This is a genomic window from Micromonospora cabrerizensis, from assembly GCF_022230955.1.
GTDB classification, from domain to species: domain Bacteria; phylum Actinomycetota; class Actinomycetes; order Mycobacteriales; family Micromonosporaceae; genus Micromonospora; species Micromonospora cabrerizensis.
Genome location: NZ_JAKKFI010000093.1, coordinates 13,761 through 36,800, shown reverse-complemented (window position 1 = coordinate 36,800; position 23,040 = coordinate 13,761). Strand labels below are relative to the sequence as shown.

Sequence of the window (23,040 nt, the reverse complement as noted above, 5' to 3'; positions counted from 1 at the left end):
CGGCGCGACGAGGAGGTGGTGGAGGGTGGCCCGACGCCAGTGGAGCATCGCGGGGCAGCTCTTCGCCCTCCAGGCGGTGGTGGTGACGCTGCTCGTGCTGGCCGGGGCGGCGGGCGCCGTCTGGCTGGCCCGCAGCGACTCCCGCCAGGCCGCGCAGGAGGAGGTGCTCGCGGTGGCACAGACCGTGGCCGGCTCCCCCGACGTCCGCGCGGCCCTCACGACCGCCGACCCGGCCAGCATCCTCCAGCCGTACGCCGAATCGACCCGGGAGGCGACGGGCACCGACTTCGTGGTGGTGATGGCCCCCGACCGCACCCGTTTCTCGCACCCCACCCGGGAGCGGATCGGCGAGCCGTTCGTCGGCGACATCGGGCCCGCGCTGGCGGGCCGCGCGTTCACCACCACCAACGTCGGGACGCTCGGCGAGTCGGTGCGTGCGGTGGTTCCGGTGTACGACGAGCAGCGGCGCATCGTCGGTCTGGTCTCGGTGGGCATCACCACCCGCGCGATCGACCGTAAGCTGCTCGGCCAGTTGCCGGTGCTGTTCGGTGTCGCAGCACCGGCTCTGGCGCTCGCGGCGACCGGCTCCTGGCTGCTCAGCCGCCGACTGCGCCGCCAGACGCACGGGCTGGGGCCTGCGCAGATGACCCGGATGTACGAGTACTACGACGCGGTTCTGCACTCCGTCCGCGAGGGTCTCGTCGTGCTGACCACCGACCGGCGGGTGGCGCTGGTCAACGACGAGGGCCGCCGGCTGTTGGGGCTCGACGCGGACGCAACGGTGATCGACCAGCCGGTCGCCGGGATCGACCTGCCGCCGGCGGCGGCCGAGCTGCTCGGCTCCGGGCGCGACGCCCGCGACGAGCCGATCGTCGCCGGTGACCGGGTGCTCGTGGCCAACCAGCGGACCACCCGCTTCGAGGGCGCGGTGCTCGGCACCGTGCTGACCCTGCGCGACCAGACCGAGCTGCGCACGCTGGCCAGTGAGCTGGATTCGGTGCGCGCGCTCACCGAGGCGTTGCAGGCGCAGACCCACGAGTCGGCCAACCGGCTGCACACCGTGCTGACCCTGGTGGAGTTGGGCCGTGCCGACGAGGCCGTCCGGCTCGGCACCCGGGACCTGGCGCTCGCCCAGCAGCTCACCGACCGGGTGGTCGGCGCGGTGACCGAGCCGGCGTTGGCCGCGCTGCTGCTCGGCAAGTCCGCGCAGGCCGGCGAGCGCGGGGTGGACCTCATCATCGAGCCGGACTGCCGCCTCGACGACAGCCCTCTGCCGACCGGCGACCTGCTCACCGTGGTCGGCAACCTGGTCGACAACGCCCTGGAGGCGGTGGCCGGCACGCCCGCGCCCCGCCGGGTGCGGGTCTTCGTCGGCGCCATCGACGACGAGCTGGTGATCCGGGTCGCCGACAGCGGCCCCGGGCTGGCCCCGGAGCGGGTGTCAGACGCGTTCCGGCGCGGCTGGTCCACCAAGAGCACCGGCCGGGGCCTCGGTCTGGCGCTGGTCGGGCAGGTGGTCCGGCGGCACGGCGGCAGCGCCGAGGTGACCCGCTCGGACGACGGCGGCAGCCTGTTCACCGTCCGACTGCCCGGCGGAGGTGAGCGGTCGTGACCGACATCCGGGTGCTGGTCGTCGAGGACGAGCCGCTGCTGGCCGAGGCGCACTCCGCGTACACCGAACGGGTTCCTGGCTTCGTGGTGGTCGGCGTGGCGCACACGGCGCGGGCGGCGATGGCTGCCCTGCGCGCCAACGACAGCGGCGACGTCGACCTCGTACTCCTGGATTTTCGGCTGCCCGACCTGCACGGCCTGGACGTCTGCCGGGCGCTGCGCGCGGCCGGCAGCAGCGTCGACGTGCTCGCGGTGACCTCCGCGCGGGACCTGGCGGTGGTGCGCACCGCGGTGTCCCTCGGGGTGACCCACTACCTGCTCAAACCGTTCACGTTCGCCGCGTTCCGCGACAAGCTGGAGCGGTACGCGGACTACCGCGCGCAGGCCCTTGCCGACGGTGAGGTGGCCGCCCAGCACGACGTGGACCGGATGTTCGCCACCCTGCGCGGCACCGCCGGGCACAGCCTGCCCAAGGGGCTCGACGCGCAGACCCTCAACCGGGTACGCGCCGCCCTCACCGACGGGACCGGCGCCCAGGCGGGGCTGTCCGCGACCGAGGTGAGCGGGCTGACCGGCATCTCCCGGGTGACCGCCCGCCGCTACCTGGAGTATCTGGTGACCGTGGACCGGGCTGCCCGCAGCCCTCGCTACGGCACCCCCGGCCGCCCCGAGGTCGAATACCGCCCCCGGTGAGCGCCCCCACGCTCTCCTAGCGTCGATCATGGAGTTGTGGTGCCTCGCACATGGAGCATCAGGGGACATTGCTCCCACCACCACTCCATGATCGACGCCTACTGTCGCCGGCAGCCTCCGAGACGCGCCCTCAGGCGATCTGACGAAGGTCGTCGCCGTAGTCGAAGATGATCCGCATACGGGCGCCGAGCGCTCGTGCATATCGGCTCAACGTCGCGACCTCGTTGGCCTCCAGATCACCGTTCTCGATCTGGCTGACCCTGCCGGGCGTGACACCCATCAGCTCGGCCACCTGCCGCTGGGTCAGGCCCAGCCGCTTCCGCTCTTCGGCAAGATGGAACGCGCTGATCCACGCCTCGGTACGTGCACGTTCTACGTCGAGCGCTTCATCGGCCCCATCGTGCAGCTCAGCCCGGATGTCGTTCCAGTCATGGAAGTCGCTCATCAGCTCTCCCTCCGTTTCCTCTCGAAGGCAAGCCAGCTCTCATACGCAATCTCAGCCACTGGAATCGCCCTGTCGTACCACCGATTCCAATCTCCCGCCTTGTTACCGGCCACCAGGAGCACGGCCTGGGACCATGGATCGAAGACGAACAGCATGCGAACGGCGACGTCTCTTCCAGATCTCGGTCGCAGTTCCTTGAGATTGCTGATGGTCGAACCCCTCAGGGTGTCGACCAGCGGACGGCCCAGTCCCGGACCGGTCTCCGCGAGCATGTCGATCGCCACGTTGACGGAGCGGTACGTCGCCAGGTCGGTCTCTCGCATGGATCGCAACCAGTCGCGGACATCCGTTGTTGTCCTGATCGCCCAGCGACGTGGCGGCTCATGAGACATGGGCCAACTATAGCCTGACCTATACACCGAGCGCCGCACCCTATTGCGGTGGCGGGACGAAGATCCGTTGTTAGACTTGGCCGAGTTGGGTTAGTGGCACGACCAGGGAGACCAGACATGGCGGGTGACGACGACATCTCCGGGTGAGACCGGATGTGTTCGGCCATCGGTTCGGCGCGCGTAGGCGCAGCCGCCGAGGCCATGCCGTCGTTCCACCGGTTCCCGTTGTCGTCGGGCGGCCTAGGCGCGCCCACCCACCCTTTGAGGTCATTCGCATGTCTGATGCGTTCATCGTCTGCTCGAATCTGTCCTTCTCCTGGCCGGACGACACCCCGGTCTTCTCGGAGTTGTCCTTCACCGTCCCCGGAGGGCGCACCGGCCTGGTCGCGCCCAACGGTGCCGGCAAGAGCACCCTGCTGCGGCTGATCGCCGGGGAGCTGCGGCCCAGTGGCGGCAGCGTCACCGTCGACGGCCTGCTCGGTTATCTCCCGCAGACCCTGCCGCTGGTCGGCGACCTGACCGTGGCGCAGGTGCTCGGTGTCGCCGAGCGGATCGCGGCCCTGCACGCCATCGAGGCCGGTGACGCCAGCGAGGCGCACTTCGCCACGATCGGCGACGACTGGGACATCGAGGAGCGCAGCCGCGCCGAGCTGGACCGCCTCGGCCTCGGTGAGCTGTCACTCGACCGGCGGCTGCACACCCTCAGCGGCGGCCAGGTGATCTCCCTCGGTCTGGCGGCGCAACTGCTGCGCCGCCCGGACGTGCTGCTGCTCGACGAGCCGACCAACAACCTGGACCTGGAGGCTCGGCACAAGCTCTACGACGTGCTCACCGACTGGTCCGGCTGCCTGCTGCTGGTCAGCCACGACCGGGAGCTGCTGGACCGGATGGACCGCATCGCCGAGCTGGACCGCGGCGAGATCCGCTGGTACGGGGGCAACTTCACCGCGTACACCGAGGCGGTGCAGGCCGCGCGGGAGGTGGCCGAGAGCAACCTGCGCAACGCCGAGCAGGAGGTCAAGCGGGAGAAGCGGGAGATGCAGCAGGCCCGGGAGCGGGCCGACCGGCGAGCCAGCAACGCCTCGAAGAACCTGAAGAACGCCGGCCTGGCGCGGATCGTGGCCGGTGGGCTGAAGCGCAGCGCGCAGGAGTCGGCGGGCCGGGCGCAGGAGACCCACTCCAACCGCGTCGGTTCGGCCCAGGCGCGCCTCGACGAGGCCGGCCGGGCGGTACGCGACGAGGACAAGATTACCGTGGACCTGCCGGACACCACCGTCCCGGGCGGACGCACGGTCTTCTCCGGGCAGGGGATGCGGGCCCGCTTCGACGACCGGGAGCTGTTCGGCGGTGACGGCGCCGACCTGGTGATCCGGGGGCCGGAGCGGATAGCGCTCACCGGGGCGAACGGCGTGGGCAAGTCGACCCTGCTGCGCCTCGTCAACGGTGATCTCGAACCGGCCGGCGGCGAGCTGAAGCGCGGCGACGGGCGGATCGCGTACCTGTCGCAGCGGCTGGACCTGCTGGACCTCGACCGCACGGTGGCGGAGAACTTCGCCGCGTACGCGCCGAGCCTGCCGGACGCGCAGCGGATGAACCTGCTCGCCCGGTTCCTCTTCCGGGGTTCCCGGGTGAACCTGCCCGTCGGGGTGCTCTCCGGCGGTGAGCGGCTGCGCGCGACCCTCGCCTGTGTGCTCTGCGCCGAGCCGGCGCCGCAACTGCTGCTGCTCGACGAGCCGACCAACAACCTGGACCTGGTCAGCGTCGCCCAGTTGGAGAGTGCGCTGTCCGCGTACCAGGGGGCGTTCGTGGTGGTCAGCCACGACGAACGGTTCCTCGCCGAGATCGGCGTGCAGCGCTGGTTGCGGCTGGCCGACGGCCAGTTGCGGGAGATCAGCGCCCCCGACCGGGGTTGAGCGTGGTGGTCCGGCCGGCGCACGCCGGCCGGACCGCTGACCCGGTCAGCTCACGTTGGCCGGGCCGAGGACGCTCTTCAGGTCACCCATCAGCGCGGTCGTCGCCGCCACCCGGAACGGGCCGAGCCGCAGGGTGGTGGTGCGACCACCGTTCTGGAGTTTGACGTGCACCTCGGTGTCGCCGGGGTGCAGCACCAGGGTTTCCTTCAGTTTCTCCACCAGTGGCGGTGTGCAGCGGTGCACCGGGATGGTGAGGGTGACGGGCTTGTTGGTGGCGCTGGTGCTGACGTCCGGCATGGACATGTCCATCGCCATGATCCGTGGGGTGTCGTCGCGGCGGTCCACCCGACCCTTGACGACCACGATGGCGTCCTCGGCGATGTACTGCCCGATCACCTCGTAGGTGTTGGGGAAGAACAGCGTCTCGACCCCACCGGCCAGGTCCTCCAGGGTGGCCGAGGCCCAGGCACGGCCCTGCTTGGTGACCCGGCGCTGCACCCCGGACAGGATGCCGGCGAGGGTGACCACCGCCCCGTCGGGCACCGCGCCGTCCTCGGCCAGGGACGCGATGGTGGTGTCGGCCGCCGCGCCGAGGATGTGCTCCAGGCCGAACAGCGGGTGGTCGGAGACGTACAGGCCGAGCATCTCGCGCTCGAAGGCCAACTTGTCGCGCTTGTCCCACTCGCTGTCACCGATGACCGGCATCACCGTCGTGCTGCCGGTGTCGGCGTCACCGAAGCCGGCGCCGAAGAGGTCGTACTGGCCGACCGCCTCCTTGCGCTTGACATCGGCGTACGCGTCGATGGCGTCCGCGTGCACCGCGAGCAGACCCTTGCGGGGGTGGTTCAGCGAGTCGAACGCGCCAGCCTTGATCAGGGATTCGATCGTCTTCTTGTTGCAGACGACCGCGTCCACCTTGGACAGGAAGTCGTAGAAGTCGGCGTAGTCGCCCTTCTCCTCCCGGCACCGCATGATCGAGGCGACCACGTTCGCGCCGACGTTGCGCACGGCGGCGAGGCCGAAGCGGATGTCCTTGCCGACCGGGGTGAACGGCCCGGCCGAGGTGTTCACGTCCGGTGGTAGCACCTGGATGCGCATCCGGCGACACTCGGCCAGGTAGAGCGCCATCTTGTCCTTGTCGTCGCCGACACTGGTCAGCAGCCCGGCCATGTACTCGGCCGGGTAGTGCGCCTTCAGGTACGCCGTCCAGTAGGAGACCAGACCGTACGCGGCGGAGTGCGCCTTGTTGAAGGCGTAACCGGCGAAGGGCACCAGGACGTCCCACACCGCCTGGATCGCCTCGTCGGAGTAGCCGCGCTCGCGGCAGCCGTCCCGGAAGGGGATGAACTCCTTGTCGAGGATCTCCTTCTTCTTCTTACCCATGGCCCGGCGCAGCAGGTCCGCCTGACCGAGGGTGTAGCCGGCGAGGATCTGCGCGGCGCGCTGCACCTGCTCCTGGTAGACGATCAGGCCGTGGGTGGGCTCCAGGATCTCCCGAAGCGGCTCCTCCAACTCCGGGTGGATCGGCGTGATCTCCTGGAGCTTGTTCTTGCGCAGCGCGTAGTTGGTGTGCGAGTCGACGCCCATCGGGCCGGGCCGGTACAGCGCCAGGACGGCGGAGATGTCCTCGAAGTTGTCCGGCTTCATCAGCCGCAGCAGCGAACGCATCGGCCCACCGTCGAGCTGGAACACGCCCAGGGTGTCGCCGCGCGCCAGCAGCTCGTAGGCCGCCGGGTCGTCCAGCGGCAACCCCAGCAGGTCGAGCTTCAGGCCGTGGTTGAGCTCGATGTTCTTGACCGCGTCGTCGATGATCGTCAGGTTGCGCAGGCCGAGGAAGTCCATCTTCAGCAGCCCGAGCGACTCGCAGGTCGGGTAGTCGAACTGCGTGATGATCGCCCCGTCGGCGTCCCGGCGGGTCAACGGGATGTGCTCGATGATCGGCTCGGCGGACATGATGACGCCGGCGGCGTGCACACCGGTCTGCCGGATCAGCCCCTCGATGCCCTTGGCCGTGTCGATCACCTTGCGGACGTCCGGGTCGGAGTCGTACAGGCCGCGGATCTCGCCGGCCTCTGCGTAGCGGGGGTGCTTGGTGTCGAAGATGCCGGTGAGTGGGATGTCCTTGCCCATCACGGCCGGCGGCATCGCCTTGGTGATCCGGTCGCCGACCGCGTACGGGAAGCCGAGGACCCGGGCCGAGTCCTTGATCGCGGCCTTCGCCTTGATCGTGCCGAAGGTGGCGATCTGGGCGACCTTGTCCTCACCCCACTTGTCGGTGACGTACTTGATCACCTCACCGCGCCGACGCTCGTCGAAGTCGATGTCGACATCCGGCATCGAGACGCGCTCGGGGTTGAGGAACCGCTCGAAGATCAGACCGTGCTGGATCGGGTCGAGGTCGGTGATGCCCAGCGCGTACGCGACGAGCGAGCCGGCGGCGGACCCACGACCCGGACCCACCGAGATGCCCTGGCTCTTGGCCCACTGGATGAAGTCGGCGACCACGAGGAAGTACGACGGGAAGCCCATCTGGTTGATGACGCCCAGCTCGTACTCGGCCTGGACGACATGCCCCTCCGGGATGCCGTTCGGGTAGCGACGGGCCAGGCCGGCGAACGTCTCCTTGCGGAACCAGGACTCCTCGGTCTCCCCCTCGGGCACCGGGAAGCGGGGCATCAGGTTGTGGAACTCGAACATCCCGGCCGGGTCGACCTTCTCGGCCACCAGCAGGGTGTTGCGGCAGCCCTCCTGCCACAGCTCCGACGAGTCCACCGCGCGCATCTGGTCGGCGCTCTTGATGAAGTAGCCGCCACCCTCGAACCGGAACCGGTTCGGGTCGTCGATGTTGCTGCCGGTCTGCACACAGAGCAGCACGTCGTGGGCGGTGGCCTGCGCCTCGTGGGTGTAGTGCGAGTCGTTCGTGACCACCGGCGGGATGTCCAGTTTGCGGGCGATCTCGGTGAGCCCCTCACGGACCCGGCTCTCGATGGAGAGGCCGTGATCCATGATCTCCAGGAAGTAGTTGTCCTTGCCGAAGATGTCCTGGTAGCTCGCGGCGACCTTGAGCGCCTCGTCGAACTGGCCCAGCCGCAGCCGGGTCTGCACCGCGCCGGACGGGCAGCCGGTGGTGGCCATGATCCCCTCGGCGTGCTCGGCGATCAGCTCCATGTCCATCCGGGGCCACTTGACGTAGTGCCCCTCCATGGACGCGCGCGAGTTGAGGGTGAACAGGTTCTTCAGGCCCCGCGCGTTCTTCGCCCACATCGTCTTGTGGGTGATCGCGCCGTTACCGGAGATGTCGTCGCTCTTCTGCTCCGGCCGACCCCACTTGACCCGCGCCTTGTGGTAGCGCGACTCCGGTGCCACGTACGCCTCGACGCCCAGGATTGGGGTGATCCCGGCGGCCATCGCCTGGTTGTAGAAGTCGTTCGCGCCGTGCATGTTGCCGTGGTCGGTGATCGCCACGGCGGACATACCGAGCCGCTTGGCCTCGGCGAACAGGTCCTTGAGGCGGGCCGCTCCGTCGAGCATCGAGTATTCCGTGTGCACGTGCAGATGCGCGAACGAATCGGCCATGCCTGGCGCCCCCCGGCGGTGTGGATCTTGTTGGTCGGAGCCGACCGGGACCTACCCTACCGAGGTGATCTCGGCGGCTCCACCGTCCGCGCCGAGGGTGGTGGCCCGCGTCTCCCCGCCGGGAGAACAAGCCTAGGCTCAGCAGCATGGCGAGGTACTACGACGTGCACCCGGAGAACCCCCAGCCCCGGATCATCGGCCAGGTCGCCGACCTGATCCGCGGTGGTGGGCTGGTCGCCTACCCGACGGACTCCTGTTACGCGCTGGGCATCCAGCTGGGCAACCAGGACGGGCTGGACCGGATCCGTCAGATCCGCCACCTCGACGACCGGCACCACTTCACGCTGGTCTGCCGGGACTTCGCGCAGCTGGGCCAGTTCGTCCAGATCAGCAACTCGGTCTTCCGGCTGGTGAAGGCGTCCACCCCGGGCAGCTACACGTTCATCCTGCCGGCCACCCGCGAAGTGCCGCGCCGGATGTTGCACCCGAAGAAGCGCACCGTCGGTGTCCGCGTACCCCGGCACACCGTCACCCAGGCGCTGCTGGCCGAGCTGGCCGAGCCGCTGGTGTCGAGCACCCTGCTCCTGCCCGGCGACGACGAGCCGATGACCCAGGGGTGGGAGATCAAGGAGCGGCTCGACCACCAGCTCGACGCGGTGCTCGACGCCGGCGACTGCGGCAAGGAGCCGACGACCGTGATCGACCTGTCCGGTCCGGAGCCGGAGATCCTGCGCCGGGGCGCCGGAGACGTGTCCCGGTTCGAGTAGCGGGTCGGGTGCCGGACCGAACCGGGGCGTGACGGCGTCACCGGTCGTACGCTCGGGGATCGGCACCGGCGAGCATTGGACACCCGGCATGCCCGACGCGGACGACGTCGACGCCCTGGCCCGGTCCGCCGCGCACGGCGACCCGGCGGCACTGGACGCCCTGCTGCTGGCGGTACGCCCCGAGGTGCTGCGGCTGTGCGCACGGTTCCTGCCCAACCGGGAGGACGCCGAGGAGGCCTGCCAGGACACCCTGCTGGCGCTGGCCAACGGCATCACCCGGTTCGAGGGGCGCTCCTCGTTCCGCACCTGGCTGCACCGGCTGGCCGCCAACCGGGCCCGCTCGACGTACCGCACGCTGCGCCGCCGCTGGCGGGTGGAGGCCGGCGGCGTACCCGTCCCCGAGCAGGCCGACCCGCGACGGACCAGCGTGGTCGCGGGCACCCGCCTCGACCTGCTCGACGCCTTCGACGCGGTCCGCCCCGACCTCGCCGAGGTGGTGGCCCTGCGCGACGTGCTCGGGCTGAGCTATCCCGAGATCGCGGCGCTGCTCGACGTACCGGTGGGCACGGTGAAGTCCCGGCTGCACCTGGCCCGGCGGCAGGTCCGGCAACGACTCGGCGCCACATGAGCCCCGCCGCACGCCGCCGCGCGGTCCGCCGGCTCCGCGCCGGTGTCGTCGCCGCCGTGGCCGCCGTGACGGTCGCGGCCTGCGGCGCCGACGCGGTCGCGCCGCTGCCCGTGCAACCACCCGCGGAGTCCCGACCGGCGCCGACCCCCTCGGCGGTCCCCGCGCCCGCCGCGTCGCCGTCCCGACCGCCGCCGACCAGCAGGCGTCCGATCGCGGCACCGCCCGCACCGACCACCAGGGGTACGCCGCAGCACCCGGCCGCCACGTCGACGGGGCCGACCACGAGCTGCCAGGGCGCCGTGCGCTACGACCTGCCGCTGGCCGAGACCGAGCTTGCGCTGCTGCGGTCCCTCTGCTTCGCCACCGGCGCGGTGCTGCGGATCCAGGGCATCGGCCCCGGCCTGGTCACCGTGGACCGCCCGGAGCTGGTCTCGCAGCACTACGAGGCCGGCGTGGTGGACATCCGGTTCGTCCGCCCCGGCACCGTCGACGTCACGATCCCCCAGGAGGACCGGGAGCACGTCATCACGGTGGTGGTCCGCTAGTCGCCGGGTCGCGGTCGACGTCACCGGGCAGGTTCGCGCGCACGGCGGCGGCCCGTCACCGCACCCGCACGCCGCCGAGCAACGTGTCCACGAAGTCGGGCGCAGCGTTCGCCGGTGGCACGATCTGCACGTACACCAGGCCGGCGCGGTTGGCGGGCAGCCCGGCCGACTCGACGATCCGCGGCCGGCCCCGGTCGCAGCGGTACGCCACCACGGTCCACTCGACGCCCGCCTGCCGGGTGGTGCGCGCCGGCGCGGAGACACAGTCCCCGTGTGTGCGCTCGGCCAGGAAGCCGGCCGGCGTGGTGCGCGCCGCCGTGCTGGCGGAGACTCCGACGAACGCGCCGGGCACCTCGGGGTCGGCGGCCCAGCGGCGGGGCTGCGGCGACATCACCAGCGCCGGTTCCGCCTCGCCGTCGGCGTCGTACTGACCGGCCCAGGTCGCGCCGGTGGCCGACCAGCCCTCGGGCAGCGACACGGTCAGCGGACCGGCGGTGTGGGTGTCCCGATCGGCCCCGGCGCCGCCGGGCTCGGCGCCCACCACGGTGACGGCGGCGACGGCCGCCCCGGCCAGCAGCAACCGGTACGGGCGACGGGCCACCGGCGACGACTGCCGGACGGGATCGGTGGCCCGGTCGAGCGCGGCGTGCAGGGCTGCGGCGTCCGGATGCCGGTCGGCCGGCCGGTGTGCGGTGGCCCGGACGAGCACCGCCGCCACCCGCGCCGGCACGCCGTCGCGCAGTCGCAGGGTGCCGGCCGGTCTGGGTCGGTCGGGCCCGAGGCCGTGGGGATCGGCGGCCAGCAGCCGGATCCCGAGCCGTCCGAGCCCGTACACGTCGGCGCGGGTGTCGATCACCGCGCCCGGGTCGTCCTGCTCCGGTGCCATGTAGCCGGGGGTGCCGGCCCGGGCGGTGAGGCCGGACGCGGCGGCGAGCGCCTTGGCGAGACCGAGGTCGGCGATCAGCACCCGTTCGGCACCTGTGGCCGCCCCGGTGGGCTCGGCGGCGGAGGCGTTCCCGGTGGGTTCCGCGCCGGCAGAGTGGAACAGGATGTTGCCGGGAGTGAGGTCGCGGTGCACGACGCCGTGCCGGTGCAGCACGCTCACACCCGCGCAGATCTCACCGAACAGGCGCAGCGCCGCCGGCACGCAAATCTCACCAAGAGCCAGCCGGTCGCGCAGGCTGCCCCCGTTCGCCCAGGCCAGCACGGCGTACGGGCGTCCGTCGGGCAACTCACCGACGGCGTGCACGCGGACCAGCCGCTCGTGCTCCAGTCGGCGCAGCAGCCGGGCCTCGTCGCGGAAGCGTTCCCGGACCCGCAGGTCGTGGCTCCAGTTCTCGGCCAGCACCTTGATCGCCACGTACCCGTCGAGCAGTGGGTCGTAGCCCAGCCAGACGGTCGCGAACGACCCGACACCCAGCAGCCGCTCGATGGCGTAGGGCCCGATCCGTTGCGGAGCCGTCACCGCGTCACCCCCGGCCAGCACGGTCGGTCGGCGTCTCTCTGCACAGTAGACCGGGCCGGTCGGAAAGCCGACGAACCGTTGGGCCGGGCGCGGTGACTAACAGGGCAGAGACCATCACCGAAGGAGCGCACGATGAACCGACCCTCGATCCTCCTCACCACTGCCGCGCTGGCGCTCGGCACTCTCGTTCCACTGGTCGGCGCCGGTCCGGCGTCGGCGGCTCCGGTGTCCGGCGGCAGCACACCGGCATCGGCGCGCGGACCGCTCGCCACCGCCGCGGTCACCGGGCACAGCCACCCGCAGGTGCTCGGCGTCGGCGGTGCCGGGGCGTACCGGATCGGTGCCAGCCTGGCGGCGCTCACCGCGGCCGGTCGCATCGGCTGGACGGCGCCGGCCTGTGGCGGGGTGGTGCACACCGGCGTGACCGGTTCCTGGGCCGGCGTGCTCATCCTGGCCTTCCGCGACGGCCGGCTGGTGGAGGTCGGTACGGCCACCGCGCCGCCGCGGTCCCCCGCCGGAGCGACGGTCGGCATGTCCTTCGCCGAGTTGGAGGCCATCTACGGCCGGCGGGGTTCGCTGATCCGCAACGACGCGGGGGACGCCGAGGCGTACCTCGTGCGGGTCGGTTCGAGGGTCGAGCTGTTCACCGGGCACCCGATCCGGCCGGGCGTGGGCTACTTCCAGGTCGGGCCGGCCAGCTTCGTCGAGCGGAACTTCCGGCAGGGCTCGACCTGCTGATCCGTGTCGGAATCTCGGGGCGTCCGGTCCGTGGCGGGCGCCCCGAGTGCTGCCCGGCGCGGCCACCCACCCCATGGGTCTGTGGGCGGCACGATGATGTCTCTGTAGACAACACTGTGTGGCACACAGTATGGTGTGACACATGGTTAGCGAGGACGTTCTACGGACGCACCTACAGGAGTTGCGTCGAGGCACCGTCGTGGTGGCCAGCCTGGTCGCGTTGCGCCGACCGGACTACGGCTACGCACTGCTGCAACGGCTCACCGACCACGGCTTTCCGGTCGACGCCAACACGCTCTACCCGCTGCTGCGCCGCCTGGAGGACCAGGGGCTGCTGACCAGCGAGTGGAACACCGAGGAGAGCCGGCCGCGCAAGTTCTACCGGACCAGCGACGAGGGCGAGTCGATGCTGACCCGACTCCTCGACGATCTCGCCGCCGTACAGACCTCCATCACCGGGCTGATCCAAGGAGTGGACCGATGAACACCCTGACCGACCGCTACCTCGCCGCCACCCTGCGTTCGGTGCCCGCCCAGCGTCGGGACGAGATCGCCAGCGAGCTGCGGGCCTCCATCGACGACATGATCGAGGGTCGGACCGATGGAGGGCAGGACGCCACCACCGCCGAGCGGGCGGTGCTCACCGAGTTGGGCAACCCCGACGTGCTGGCCGCCCGGTACGCCGACCGCCGGCTCCAGCTCATCGGCCCGACCTACTACCTGGTCTGGCTGCGGCTGCTGAAGCTGCTGCTCAGCTTCATCCCGGCGCTCGTCGGCACCATCGTCGCCGTCGTCGACGTCGCCGAGGGCCAGGGCTTCGGCGCCATCGGGTCCGGCATCGTCGTCGCCCTGCACGTGGCCGTGCACATCGGGTTCTGGCTCACCCTGACCTTTGCGATCATCGAACGCTCCCAACAGAACGTGGACCTTCCGGACTGGACGGTCGACCAGCTGCCCGACGTCCCGGCACACCGCGACATCTCCCTCGCCGACACCATCGCGTCGGTGGTCATGCTGGTGGTCACCATCGCCTACCTGCCGTTTCAGCACTACCGGTCCTGGGTCCACGACACCGACGGCGACAACATTCCGGTCCTCGACCCGACGCTCTGGTCGTTCTGGCTGCCGGCGCTGATCGTCGTCCTGCTCGGCAGCCTGGTGTTCGAGATCGTCAAGTACCGGGTCGGGAGTTGGAACTGGGCGCTGTTCGGCACCAAGGCGCTGCTCAACCTCGCGTTCTCGGTGCCGCTGGTGTGGCTGGCGCTCTCCGACCGGCTGCTCAACCCGGCACTGGGCGAGCGACTGAGCTGGCTGGCCGAGGCGGACAACCGCAACCTCCTCGGGCTCGCCATCGCGGTGGGCACGGCCGCGATCGTGGTCTGGGACCTGATCGACACCGGCCTGAAGACGCGCCGCCAGACGGCGTGAGCGACACGTGACACGGCGGCCCGACGCGTACCCCGCGTCGGGCCGCCGCCCGTCGGTGCTACCGGGCCGGCGCCGGCCCGCCCGGTAGACGGGCACCGGGGGTGCCGTGGCATCGTTCCTGGATGACCACGGCATCGCGAGAGGACTGGCGTCGCCCCGGCCCGACGGCCGAGCAGCGCCGCGTGGACCTCTGGCTCGGCCTCGGGGTGACCGCGCTGGCCCTGGTGAGCCTCACCCTGGCCCGCAGCACCGGAGCGTTCATGCTGGGTCCGCCGCCGTCCGGGCCGGAGCAGCTGTTCTGGACCGTCGCGGTGACCCTGCCGCTGGTCTGGCGACGGCGCTGGCCGGCCGCGACCCTGCTGATCATCTCGGTGGCGTTCATCGCCGCGCAGGCGCGGTCTGCCCCGGAGACCCAGTTCTCCGCGTGGGCCCTGTTCTGCGCCCTCTACACGGTGGGCGCCTGGGGACAGGACCGGCAACGGTCCCGCCGGCTGCGGATCGGCGTGATCGCCACGATGTTCGCCTGGTTGGGGATCTACTACGCGGTGACCATCGACCACATCCCGCCCGGCGCCTTCGCCGACGCCGTCGGGCCGGTGCCACCGGTGCTCGCCGCGATGGTCACCGGCGTCCTGGTCAACGTGCTGGTCTTCGGTTTCGCGTACTTCTTCGGCGAGACGGCCTGGGTGGCCGCGCGCCGCGAGCACGAGCTGCGGACCCAGGCCGAGGACCTGCGCCGGTCGCAGGCCGAGGCCCGGGAACGGGCGGTGCTCGGCGAACGGGTCCGGATCGCCCGGGAGTTGCACGACGTGGTCGCCCACCACGTGTCGGTGATGGGGGTGCAGGCGTCCGCCTGCCGCCGGGTGTTCGACCGCGACCCGGGCAAGGCCCGCACGGCACTCACCGCCATCGAGCAGAGCGCCCGCACCGCCGTCGACGAGCTGCGTCGGATGCTCGGCGTGCTGCGGGCCTCCGCCAGCGCCGACGCCGAGCCGCCGGCGGCCGGCGGCGTCGAACGGATCGGCGAGCTGGTCGAGCGGGCCCGAGCCGCCGGCCTGACGGCAACCCTCGGGGTGTACGGCGACGCGGTCGCGTTGCCCGAGTCGGTCTCGCAGGCCGCCTACCGGGTGACACAGGAGGCGGTGACGAACACCCTGAAGCACGCCGGGGCGAACGTGGTGGACGTGCGGGTCCGGTACCTGGCGCGCGAGGTGGAGGTCGACGTGACCGACGACGGACGGGCCGGGCGCGGGGCCGACACCCTGGGGCTGGGCCTGATCGGAATGCAGGAACGGGTCACCGCACACGACGGCGACCTGGAGGCCGGGCCGCGCTCGGGTGGCGGTTGGCGGGTACGCGCCCGTTTCCCACTGCCGGCACCGGCGGACCCGCCGGTCGGCGCGCAGCGAACGCCGGGCGACGAGCGGCAGCCGGCCGTCGACACGACGCTCTCGGCATGAGCGCCGCACCAGCCGGCGCGACGTCGGCCGAGGTTCCGACCGTCCGGGTGCTGCTCGCCGACGACCAGCACCTCGTCCGCACCGGCTTCCGGGTCATCCTCGAGGTGGAGGACGACATCGAGGTGGTCGGCGAGGCCGCCGACGGCGAACGGGCCGTCGCCATGACCCGAGCCACCCGCCCGGACGTCGTACTCATGGACGTGGAGATGCCCGGGATGGACGGCCTGGAGGCCACCCGGCAGATCACCGCCGACGGGCCCGCTGGGCCGGCGGTGCTGATCCTCACGACCTTCGACCGCGACGACTATCTCTTCGCCGCGCTGCGGGCCGGGGCCAGCGGCTTCCTCCTCAAGAACGGCACCCCGGAGGAGCTGATCGAGGCGATTCGCGTGCTGGCCAGGGGCGACGGCCTGCTCGCCCCGGAGATCACCCGGCGGGTGATCTCCACGTTCGCCCGTCCCGGTGACCCGGCGGGCACCGCCCACCGGGGCCCGGACGCCGACGCCGCGCTGGCCGGGCTGACCCCACGCGAACGGGAGGTGCTGGTGCTGCTCGCCGGCGGGTCGAGCAACGCGGAGATCGCCGCGAGCATCCACCTGGGCGAGGCGACGGTGAAGACGCACGTGAGCCGGGTGCTGGCCAAACTGGGCCTGCGCGACCGGGTCCAGGCGGTGGTGTTCGCGTACGAGAACGGGGTGGTCCGGCCCGGCGGGTGACCATCGTCCGCCGCAGGGCGGACCCACCCGGTCAGCCGTCGGACGGACGGCGTGGCGCCGCATTCGATCTAGCGTGGGTACGTGACCAGAACGCTTCGCCTCGACGGCGTCGACCGCAGTTTCGGCGACCGGCAGGTACTCAAGAACGTGTCCTTCGAGGTGGCCGCCGGCCGGATGACCGGCTTCGTGGGCGCCAACGGCGCCGGCAAGACCACCACCATGCGGATCATCCTGGGTGTGCTCTCCGCCGACGCCGGCGAGGTGAGCTGGGGCGGCACGCCCCTGACCCGGCAGGACCGCCGGCGCTTCGGTTACATGCCGGAGGAGCGCGGCCTCTACCCGAAGATGACCACCCGCGAGCAGGTCGCCTACCTCGGGCGGCTGCACGGCCTGGACGCCGCCGCGGCACGGCGTGCCACCGACGCGCTGCTGGAACGCGTCGGGCTCGGTGAACGCGGGGACGACCTCCTGGAGACGCTGTCGCTGGGCAACCAGCAACGTGCGCAGATCGCGGCCGCGCTGGTGCACGACCCCGAGGTGCTGGTGCTCGACGAGCCGTTCTCCGGCCTCGACCCGCTGGCCGTGGAGAACATCGTCACCGTGCTGCGGGAGCGGGCCTCGGCCGGGGCGCCGGTGCTCTTCTCCAGCCACCAGCTCGACGTCGTGGAGCGCCTCTGCGACGACCTGGTGATCATCGGGGACGGGGTGATCCGGGCCGCCGGCAGCCGGCAGCAGCTGCGCGACTCGTACACCGTGCCCCGCTACGAGCTGGTGGTGGACGGCGACGCCGGCTGGGTACGCGACCACCCCGGGGTGACCCTGGTCGAGCTGGACGGCCCCCGAGCGGTCTTCGACCTGCCGGCCGGCACCGACGACCAGCCCGTCCTCCAGGCGGCCCTCGCCCGCGGCCCGGTCCGCGCCTTCCGACCGGTCAGCCCCTCGCTCACCGAGATCTTCCGAGAGGTCACCCAGTGAACGTCACCCAGGCCGCCCGGCTGGTCGCCGAACGCGAGATCCGCGTCAAGCTCCGCGACCGCACCTTCCTGTTCGGCACGCTCTTCTTCCTGCTGATCGCGGCGGCCGGCACCATCCTGCCGCCGTTGCTCTCCGGTGGGCCGTCCACCGTCGCGGTGACCGAGAGCGCGGCCGGCCCGCTGCGCGCGGCCGGCCTGGAGGTCCGGGTGGTCCCCGACGACCGGGCCGCCGAGCAGGCTGTCCGCGACGACGACGTGGACGCCGCAGTGGTCGCCGGACCGGCCGTCCTGGCCATGGACGACGCCCCCGACGACGTGGTGAACGCCCTGAGCACCCAGCCGACCGTCCACCTGCTCGACCCGGACGCGGTCGACCCCGTGGTGGCGTTCCTGGTGCCGTTCGTCTTCGCGTTCGTCTTCTTCATCACCTCACAGACGTTCGGTCTGCAGATCGCGCAGAGCGTCATCGAGGAGAAGCAGACCCGGATCGTGGAGATCCTGGTCGCCGCCGTACCGGTCCGGGCCCTGTTGGCCGGCAAGGTGGTGGCCGGCGCCATCCTGGCGTTCGCGCAGATCGCGTTGATCGCGGTGGTGGCGGTGATCGGGCTGCAGATCGGCGACAGCGGCGGGCTGTTCAGCCTGCTCGCCCCAGCGATCGGCTGGTTCGTGCCGTTCTTCCTGCTCGGTTTCGTGCTGCTCGCGGCGATGTGGGCGGCGGCCGGCGCGCTGGCCAACCGGCAGGAGGACATCGGTGCCGTCTCTACGCCGGTGCAGCTCGCCGTGATGCTGCCCTTCTTCGCGGTGATCTTCCTGAACGACAACGACACCGCGATGCGGGTGCTGTCCTACCTGCCGTTCTCGTCACCCACGGCCATGCCACTGCGGCTGTTCACCGGTGACGCGGCCGGTTGGGAACCGTTCGTCTCGCTGGTCATCCTGCTGCTCGCCGCCGGTGCCTTCCTGCTGGCCGGTGCACGCGTGTACGAGGGGTCGCTGCTGCGCACCAACGGCCGGACCTCCCTGCGTACCGCCTGGCGGGAGCGGGAGACGATCGGCTGAGCCGACGCTTCGCCCAGGCGGGCGCCGGTGTCCTGCTCGGACGTCGGCGCCCGCCGGTGTTCGACACCGTGCCGACCCCTGTTCGGTGGGTGCGAACGGCGCGAACGCCCCTACGGTCAGTCCATCTTCCGGCAGTGACCTGGTCGTCGCCGGTCCCGGGCGGGAGGGGCTCTCGATGACCACACGAACGGCCCACCGACTGCGGCCCGGCGTTGTCACCCGGTGGAACGGGGGTGGTGCTCCCCGTCCGGTCTCGGTGCCGGACGGGGAGCAGCACGTGTCACGACGACGGATCGCAGCGCCAGTGGCTGAGATCGCCGGTACTCGACCAGACGTGCCGGGCCGCTCCGATGCTCCAACCCGGTTCCAACGCCGCCCGTCGATCGACGCCCAGCCGGGACAACTCCGTGTCGCTGAACTGGAACAGCCCCCAGCGCCGCGACCCGTCCCCGGCGATCTCCACGCGGTACGGGTCCAACCCGGACAGGCAACGCGCCAGCTGCACCGCCGCACCCGGGTCCTCCGGGAAGACCCGCCGCAGCTCCTTGCCGATCCGGTCCTCCGTCCAGGTGGGCGGCACCTTCGTCGCGCCCGACAGCTCGTCGAGCACCCGCCGGTCCGCCGTGCCGTTGACCGGCAGACCACCGAACGCCTGGAAGACGATCAGCCGGCCGGTGGTGTCCGGGCCGAACCAGCCGTCCACGCGCACGTTCAGTCCGCCCGCCACCAGACGCTCCTGGAGGTCCAGCACACACGGGCCGTACATGCCCTGGCGCAGGACCAGGGGGCAGCCGTCGGACGGCGAGCTGTCGACGGTGGCCGCGGCACCGGGAAGCAGCACCCCGGACGCCCCGACCATCAGCACGCCGAGCACGGCGAGCACCGCGAGCCGAAGCCAACGGCGGGTCGGCCAGGGGGCGGTGGCTCGCGGCAGCGCCGGCCGGACCGGGACGACGACGCTCCCGGCCGGTCCGCCGTGCGCGACCGGTCGGCCGTTCACGACCGGTTCGCCGTGCGCGGCCGTTCGGCTGTGCGCGGTCGGTCCGCTGTGCGCGGCCGGCTCGCCGTTCGTGCCCGGTTCGCCGTACGCGGCCGACTCGCCGTTCGCGGCCGGTTCGCCGTCCACGGCCAGCTGGGGGGCGGCGGGTGGCGACGAGGCGGGCGAGATCACGTGGTTCTCCCATCGATCCCGCTCGCCGAGGCGGGCCTCGATGTCCCGGCGCGCCTCGACCCACCGCTCCACATCGGCCGCTGTCGTGCCGCAGGCCACCAGCAGGGCCACGACGGTGCGTTCCCGGGGCAGGGTGGTCCGACCCAGCATCGTGGCGAGAGTGCTCGGCGGTAGCCAGTGCCCCGCCGCCGAGGCCAGTCTGGCGATCTCCCGGTAGGTCAGACCGGAACGCCGACGCACGTCCCGGAGCAGCGCGACGTACTCCCCCGCCGTAGCCACCTGCGTCAGCTGATCCCAGGCAGCGTCATCCATCAGATCTCCCCGTGTCGTTGATGTCCTCGGGCCCGCTTCGGCGCCCGCCGAAACCCCCTGGCCGCACACCGAACAACGGTGCGGCCATCGAGAACCGACGGTAGATAAGCCCGTCGGAGAGAACAATGCCCTGGTCAGCGCGGTGCAATGTCCGGGCAGCTCAGGGCGGCTTGTCCGGATCTTGTCCGGCCATCCCGGACAGTCACCCTGGGCCAACTTGCCGCCACGCCGTCGGTTTCTGGACAATCGTGCGATGACCACGGGGGAGCTCCGACCGGACGAGGCGACCGACCCAGCCGAGTTCGTCGACCTGCTGCGCCGGCTCAAGGACCGGTCGCGACTCACGTACCGACAGTTGGAGCAGCGCGCGGCGGCGACCGGCGACGTGCTGGCCCGCAGCACCGCCGCCGACATTCTGCGCCGATCCACCCTGCCGCGCCCCGAGGTGGTGGCCGCGTTCGTCCGGGCCTGCGGCGCGGAGGATCAGGTGGAGACGTGGCTGCGGGCGCGGCACCGGCTCGCGGTGGGCACCTACGCGCCGACGTCGCCCGCGCCGGACCGCCAGCCAGCCGACGGCACCACACCCGACCACAGCACCACAGGCGACCACCAGACCGTCGACGACACCGCCCCCGACGACCGGCCCGCCGACGACAGCACCGTCCCCGACCTCCGACCATCCGACGCCACGAGGGTGGGAGGCGCGAGCGCCGCCCGAGCGCGCTGGTTCGCCCGGCCGGTGCCGCTGGTGCTGCTCGTCGGCGTCCTGCTGGCCGCGCTGGGCGTGGGCGTCTGGATGCAGCGACCCGACGACGAGCAGCGAGAGTCGTCGGCAGCTGGAAATCCGTCGGCCTCGCCGGAGGCCAGCGCCAGCCCGACCATCGGGCCGGACGCGCTCCTCAGCCAGATCCGCCCCGCCCGCAGCCCGCAACTCTGCGTCTCCGAGGGGCGAGACCGCACCGGCGAGTACGGGAGTCAGGTGGCGGTCCAGATCTCCTGCGCCGAGGCCACCCCGCCGGACACCTATGTGGAGCCGGCTGCCGGCGGGCTGTACTTCATCAAGTGGAACCACCCGGAGCACGGGCCCGGCTGCCTCACCGTCCGGGGCGAGGACCCGGGCCGGAACATGCTCGAACCCGTGTCGAAGTGCGCCCAGAGCAACCCGTCCCAGCTGTTCCGCTTCGAGCCGACCGGGTCCGTGCCGACCTCGTACCGCATCCGACCCACCCGTACGGACCTCTGCGTGGGGCTTCGGGACGACGACACCGAGGTGTCGGCCGAGGCGCTGGTCGAGCCGTGCACGAACGGTCCGGACCAGGTGTTCCTCATCGACGCGCTGCCGGCACGCTGACACCCGGCGGCTCGGCGGGCTGCTCAGCGGGCGGGCGGCACCTGGTCCCAGCCGGCGGGTAGCGGTGGTGCCGACCAGGCCGGGTCAGGCTGCCATCGTGCCCACGCCGGGTCCCACCAACGCTCGCCCGCGTCGAGCAGCGCCGCGATCCGGTCACCCTCGGCCTGGATCGCGTCGGCCATCCCGGGGTAGCGCCCCTCGACGAGGCGCTGGGCGAACATCTCCACGTCCTTCCAGGCGTACCGGTCGGCGTCCGCGCCCCACCACAGGTCCAGCTCGTGGTCGAGGGTGTCCACCCCGATCGGCGTACGCCGCACCGGGTCCTGGAGGTTGAAGTACCAGCCGGCGAAGTCGCGCCCCGGCCCCGTCCAGAACACGTCGACCGAGTGCGCCTCGCCGGGGCGTTGCAGCATCAGCTTGCCGTGCCCCGACCAGGAGCGGTGCCCGGCGGTCTCCCACGGGTGCCGTCCACAGGGAAAGACACCGGTGTCCGGGAAGCCGAACTCGGCCCCCGGCGGGAGGTAGAGGGCGAGCAGGTCGGGCGAGTCCTCGACGCAGATCGTCGGGCAGCCGAACCACACCTCGCCCCGCAGCACCTCTCGGCGCACCACCGTGTCACCGGGCGCGAACCGGTCTGCCGCCACTCTCCCACCTCCACGTTCGACGCCGTCGCCTGGTCAGCCCGACCGTGCGGGGGTCGGGTGCCCCAGCGCGAGGGACACCCCGACCCCCGTGACTCCGGGTCGACAAAGGCCCGAGTCGGGCGCGGCACACCGGCGAGCGGGCGCTGCCCCTCAGGCGTCGACCGCCGCCATCACGTCGTCGCTGATGTCGAAGTTCGCGTAGACGTTCTGCACGTCGTCGCAGTCTTCCAGCACGTCGATCAGCTTGAAGATCTTGCGGGCGCCCTCTTCGTCCAGCGGGATGTTCATGCTGGGGATCAGGGAGGACTCCGCCGACTCGTACTCGATGCCGGCGTCCTGCAGCGCCGTCCGCACCGGGACCAGGTCGGTCGGCTCGGAGACCACCTCGTACGCCTCACCGAGATCGTTGACCTCCTCGGCGCCGGCGTCGAGGACGGCCATCATCACGTCGTCCTCGCTGGTGCCCTCCTTGGGCACGATCACCACGCCCTTGCGGGAGAACATGTACGACACCGAGCCGGCGTCGGCGAGCGAGCCGCCGTTGCGGGTCAGCGCGGTACGAACCTCGGTGGCCGCCCGGTTGCGGTTGTCGGTGAGGCACTCGATGAGCATGGCCACGCCGTTCGGGCCGTACCCCTCATACATGATCGTCTGCCAGTCGGCGCCGCCGGCCTCCAGGCCGGAGCCGCGCTTGACGGCGCGGTCGATGTTGTCGTTCGGCACCGAGCTCTTCTTCGCCTTCTGGATCGCGTCGAAGAGCGTCGGGTTGCCGGTGGGGTCGCCGCCACCGATCCGCGCGGCCACCTCGACGTTCTTGATCAGCTTGGCGAACATCTTGCCGCGCTTGGCGTCGATGACGGCCTTCTTGTGCTTGGTCGTCGCCCACTTTGAGTGGCCGGACATCTTCTACCTCCGTCTGTCATTCCACGCCTGCATCGACTGCCGCACCGAATTACGCGCCGCATCCGGCGGTCCGGCGGCCGGTCGGCTCCGCGGGAAATGCCGCGCCGGGCGACGGCCCTGCCGAACCGCGGCAATCTTACCGAGGTCACACCCGGGCGTGTCACATCCGGCACCGGCTCGGGGTGCCGCCGGGGCGCCCAGGCCACCCGAAGGACAACCACGCGGGGGCGGAGAACATGCCCGGGCAGC

21 protein-coding genes are annotated in these 23,040 nt (G+C 71.6%); 14 read left to right on the top strand and 7 right to left on the bottom strand.

Annotated features, from left to right (window positions below; translation table 11 throughout):
* Positions 1-25: 25 nt before the first annotated feature.
* Together LADH09A_RS25210 and LADH09A_RS25205 are read left to right on the top strand one after the other, a co-directional pair.
* The gene (locus tag LADH09A_RS25210; RefSeq protein ID WP_238647980.1) at positions 26-1,612 is read left to right on the top strand and encodes an ATP-binding protein; all 1,587 of its coding nucleotides are present in this window, start codon (positions 26-28) and stop codon (positions 1,610-1,612) included.
* Positions 1,609-2,304, top strand: coding sequence for a response regulator (locus tag LADH09A_RS25205; protein ID WP_238647979.1), 696 nt, complete (start codon positions 1,609-1,611; stop codon positions 2,302-2,304). Before LADH09A_RS25210 ends, LADH09A_RS25205 begins: the two co-directional genes overlap by 4 nt.
* Positions 2,305-2,434: 130 nt before the next feature.
* On the opposite strand, the gene LADH09A_RS25200 is transcribed toward LADH09A_RS25205, so the two are convergent.
* On the bottom strand, positions 2,435-2,749 hold the full coding sequence (locus tag LADH09A_RS25200) for a transcriptional regulator (RefSeq protein WP_238647978.1): 315 nt from the start codon (positions 2,747-2,749) through the stop codon (positions 2,435-2,437).
* Positions 2,749-3,141, bottom strand: a complete 393-nt coding sequence (locus LADH09A_RS25195) for a type II toxin-antitoxin system RelE/ParE family toxin (protein WP_238647977.1) — start codon at positions 3,139-3,141, stop codon at positions 2,749-2,751. Before LADH09A_RS25195 ends, LADH09A_RS25200 begins: the two co-directional genes overlap by 1 nt.
* Positions 3,142-3,416: 275 nt before the next feature.
* Here LADH09A_RS25195 and abc-f point away from each other — a divergent pair, with 275 nt between their 5' ends.
* Positions 3,417-5,054 carry a ribosomal protection-like ABC-F family protein gene (abc-f, locus tag LADH09A_RS25190; RefSeq protein ID WP_238647976.1) on the top strand — a complete coding sequence of 546 codons (1,638 nt, stop codon included), beginning with the start codon at positions 3,417-3,419 and terminating at the stop codon, positions 5,052-5,054.
* Between the two features lie 45 nt (positions 5,055-5,099).
* Here abc-f and dnaE read toward each other — a convergent pair whose 3' ends face one another.
* Positions 5,100-8,630, bottom strand: coding sequence for a DNA polymerase III subunit alpha (gene dnaE / locus LADH09A_RS25185; protein ID WP_238647975.1), 3,531 nt, complete (start codon positions 8,628-8,630; stop codon positions 5,100-5,102).
* 146 nt (positions 8,631-8,776) lie between these two features.
* Here dnaE and LADH09A_RS25180 point away from each other — a divergent pair, with 146 nt between their 5' ends.
* The 3 genes from LADH09A_RS25180 (at position 8,777) to LADH09A_RS25170 (ending at position 10,570) form a co-directional block, all read left to right on the top strand.
* Positions 8,777-9,397 carry an L-threonylcarbamoyladenylate synthase gene (locus LADH09A_RS25180; RefSeq protein ID WP_238647974.1) on the top strand — a complete coding sequence of 207 codons (621 nt, stop codon included), beginning with the start codon at positions 8,777-8,779 and terminating at the stop codon, positions 9,395-9,397.
* Positions 9,398-9,485: 88 nt separating this feature from the next.
* On the top strand, positions 9,486-10,025 hold the full coding sequence (locus tag LADH09A_RS25175; protein WP_238647972.1) for an RNA polymerase sigma factor: 540 nt from the start codon (positions 9,486-9,488) through the stop codon (positions 10,023-10,025).
* Positions 10,022-10,570: a hypothetical protein gene (locus LADH09A_RS25170; RefSeq protein ID WP_238647971.1), complete on the top strand. Its 549-nt coding sequence runs from the start codon at positions 10,022-10,024 to the stop codon at positions 10,568-10,570. Before LADH09A_RS25175 ends, LADH09A_RS25170 begins: the two co-directional genes overlap by 4 nt.
* 55 nt (positions 10,571-10,625) lie before the next feature.
* On the opposite strand, the gene LADH09A_RS25165 is transcribed toward LADH09A_RS25170, so the two are convergent.
* Positions 10,626-12,035: a serine/threonine-protein kinase gene (locus tag LADH09A_RS25165; RefSeq protein ID WP_238647969.1), complete on the bottom strand. Its 1,410-nt coding sequence runs from the start codon at positions 12,033-12,035 to the stop codon at positions 10,626-10,628.
* Positions 12,036-12,167: 132 nt separating this feature from the next.
* Here LADH09A_RS25165 and LADH09A_RS25160 point away from each other — a divergent pair, with 132 nt between their 5' ends.
* The 7 genes from LADH09A_RS25160 (at position 12,168) to LADH09A_RS25130 (ending at position 18,410) form a co-directional block, all read left to right on the top strand.
* The gene (locus LADH09A_RS25160; RefSeq protein WP_238647968.1) at positions 12,168-12,773 is read left to right on the top strand and encodes a hypothetical protein; all 606 of its coding nucleotides are present in this window, start codon (positions 12,168-12,170) and stop codon (positions 12,771-12,773) included.
* Positions 12,774-12,915: 142 nt separating this feature from the next.
* Positions 12,916-13,257, top strand: coding sequence for a PadR family transcriptional regulator (locus tag LADH09A_RS25155; protein WP_179783199.1), 342 nt, complete (start codon positions 12,916-12,918; stop codon positions 13,255-13,257).
* Positions 13,254-14,201, top strand: coding sequence for a permease prefix domain 1-containing protein (locus LADH09A_RS25150; protein ID WP_238647967.1), 948 nt, complete (start codon positions 13,254-13,256; stop codon positions 14,199-14,201). The genes LADH09A_RS25155 and LADH09A_RS25150 overlap by 4 nt, the downstream gene beginning before the upstream one ends.
* A gap of 122 nt (positions 14,202-14,323) precedes the next feature.
* Positions 14,324-15,661: a sensor histidine kinase gene (locus LADH09A_RS25145; protein WP_238647966.1), complete on the top strand. Its 1,338-nt coding sequence runs from the start codon at positions 14,324-14,326 to the stop codon at positions 15,659-15,661.
* Positions 15,658-16,377: a response regulator gene (locus tag LADH09A_RS25140; RefSeq protein ID WP_238647965.1), complete on the top strand. Its 720-nt coding sequence runs from the start codon at positions 15,658-15,660 to the stop codon at positions 16,375-16,377. The genes LADH09A_RS25145 and LADH09A_RS25140 overlap by 4 nt, the downstream gene beginning before the upstream one ends.
* Positions 16,378-16,458: 81 nt before the next feature.
* Positions 16,459-17,352 (top strand): ABC transporter ATP-binding protein, encoded by an 894-nt coding sequence (locus LADH09A_RS25135; protein WP_238647964.1) that lies wholly within the window; start codon positions 16,459-16,461, stop codon positions 17,350-17,352.
* Positions 17,349-18,410 carry an ABC transporter permease gene (locus LADH09A_RS25130; protein WP_238647963.1) on the top strand — a complete coding sequence of 354 codons (1,062 nt, stop codon included), beginning with the start codon at positions 17,349-17,351 and terminating at the stop codon, positions 18,408-18,410. Before LADH09A_RS25135 ends, LADH09A_RS25130 begins: the two co-directional genes overlap by 4 nt.
* A 280-nt stretch (positions 18,411-18,690) precedes the next feature.
* On the opposite strand, the gene LADH09A_RS25125 is transcribed toward LADH09A_RS25130, so the two are convergent.
* A complete protein-coding gene (locus LADH09A_RS25125; RefSeq protein WP_238647962.1) occupies positions 18,691-19,893 on the bottom strand; it encodes a helix-turn-helix domain-containing protein in 1,203 nt (400 codons plus the stop codon).
* Between the two features lie 253 nt (positions 19,894-20,146).
* Here LADH09A_RS25125 and LADH09A_RS25120 point away from each other — a divergent pair, with 253 nt between their 5' ends.
* Positions 20,147-21,244 (top strand): RICIN domain-containing protein, encoded by a 1,098-nt coding sequence (locus tag LADH09A_RS25120; RefSeq protein WP_238647961.1) that lies wholly within the window; start codon positions 20,147-20,149, stop codon positions 21,242-21,244.
* A 23-nt stretch (positions 21,245-21,267) separates the two neighbouring features.
* Here LADH09A_RS25120 and LADH09A_RS25115 read toward each other — a convergent pair whose 3' ends face one another.
* Entirely contained in the window at positions 21,268-21,888 is a 621-nt protein-coding gene (locus tag LADH09A_RS25115) for a ribonuclease FAU-1 family protein (protein WP_238647960.1), read from the bottom strand.
* A gap of 150 nt (positions 21,889-22,038) precedes the next feature.
* The gene (locus tag LADH09A_RS25110; protein ID WP_088947365.1) at positions 22,039-22,791 is read right to left on the bottom strand and encodes a YebC/PmpR family DNA-binding transcriptional regulator; all 753 of its coding nucleotides are present in this window, start codon (positions 22,789-22,791) and stop codon (positions 22,039-22,041) included.
* Positions 22,792-23,040: the final 249 nt, after the last annotated feature.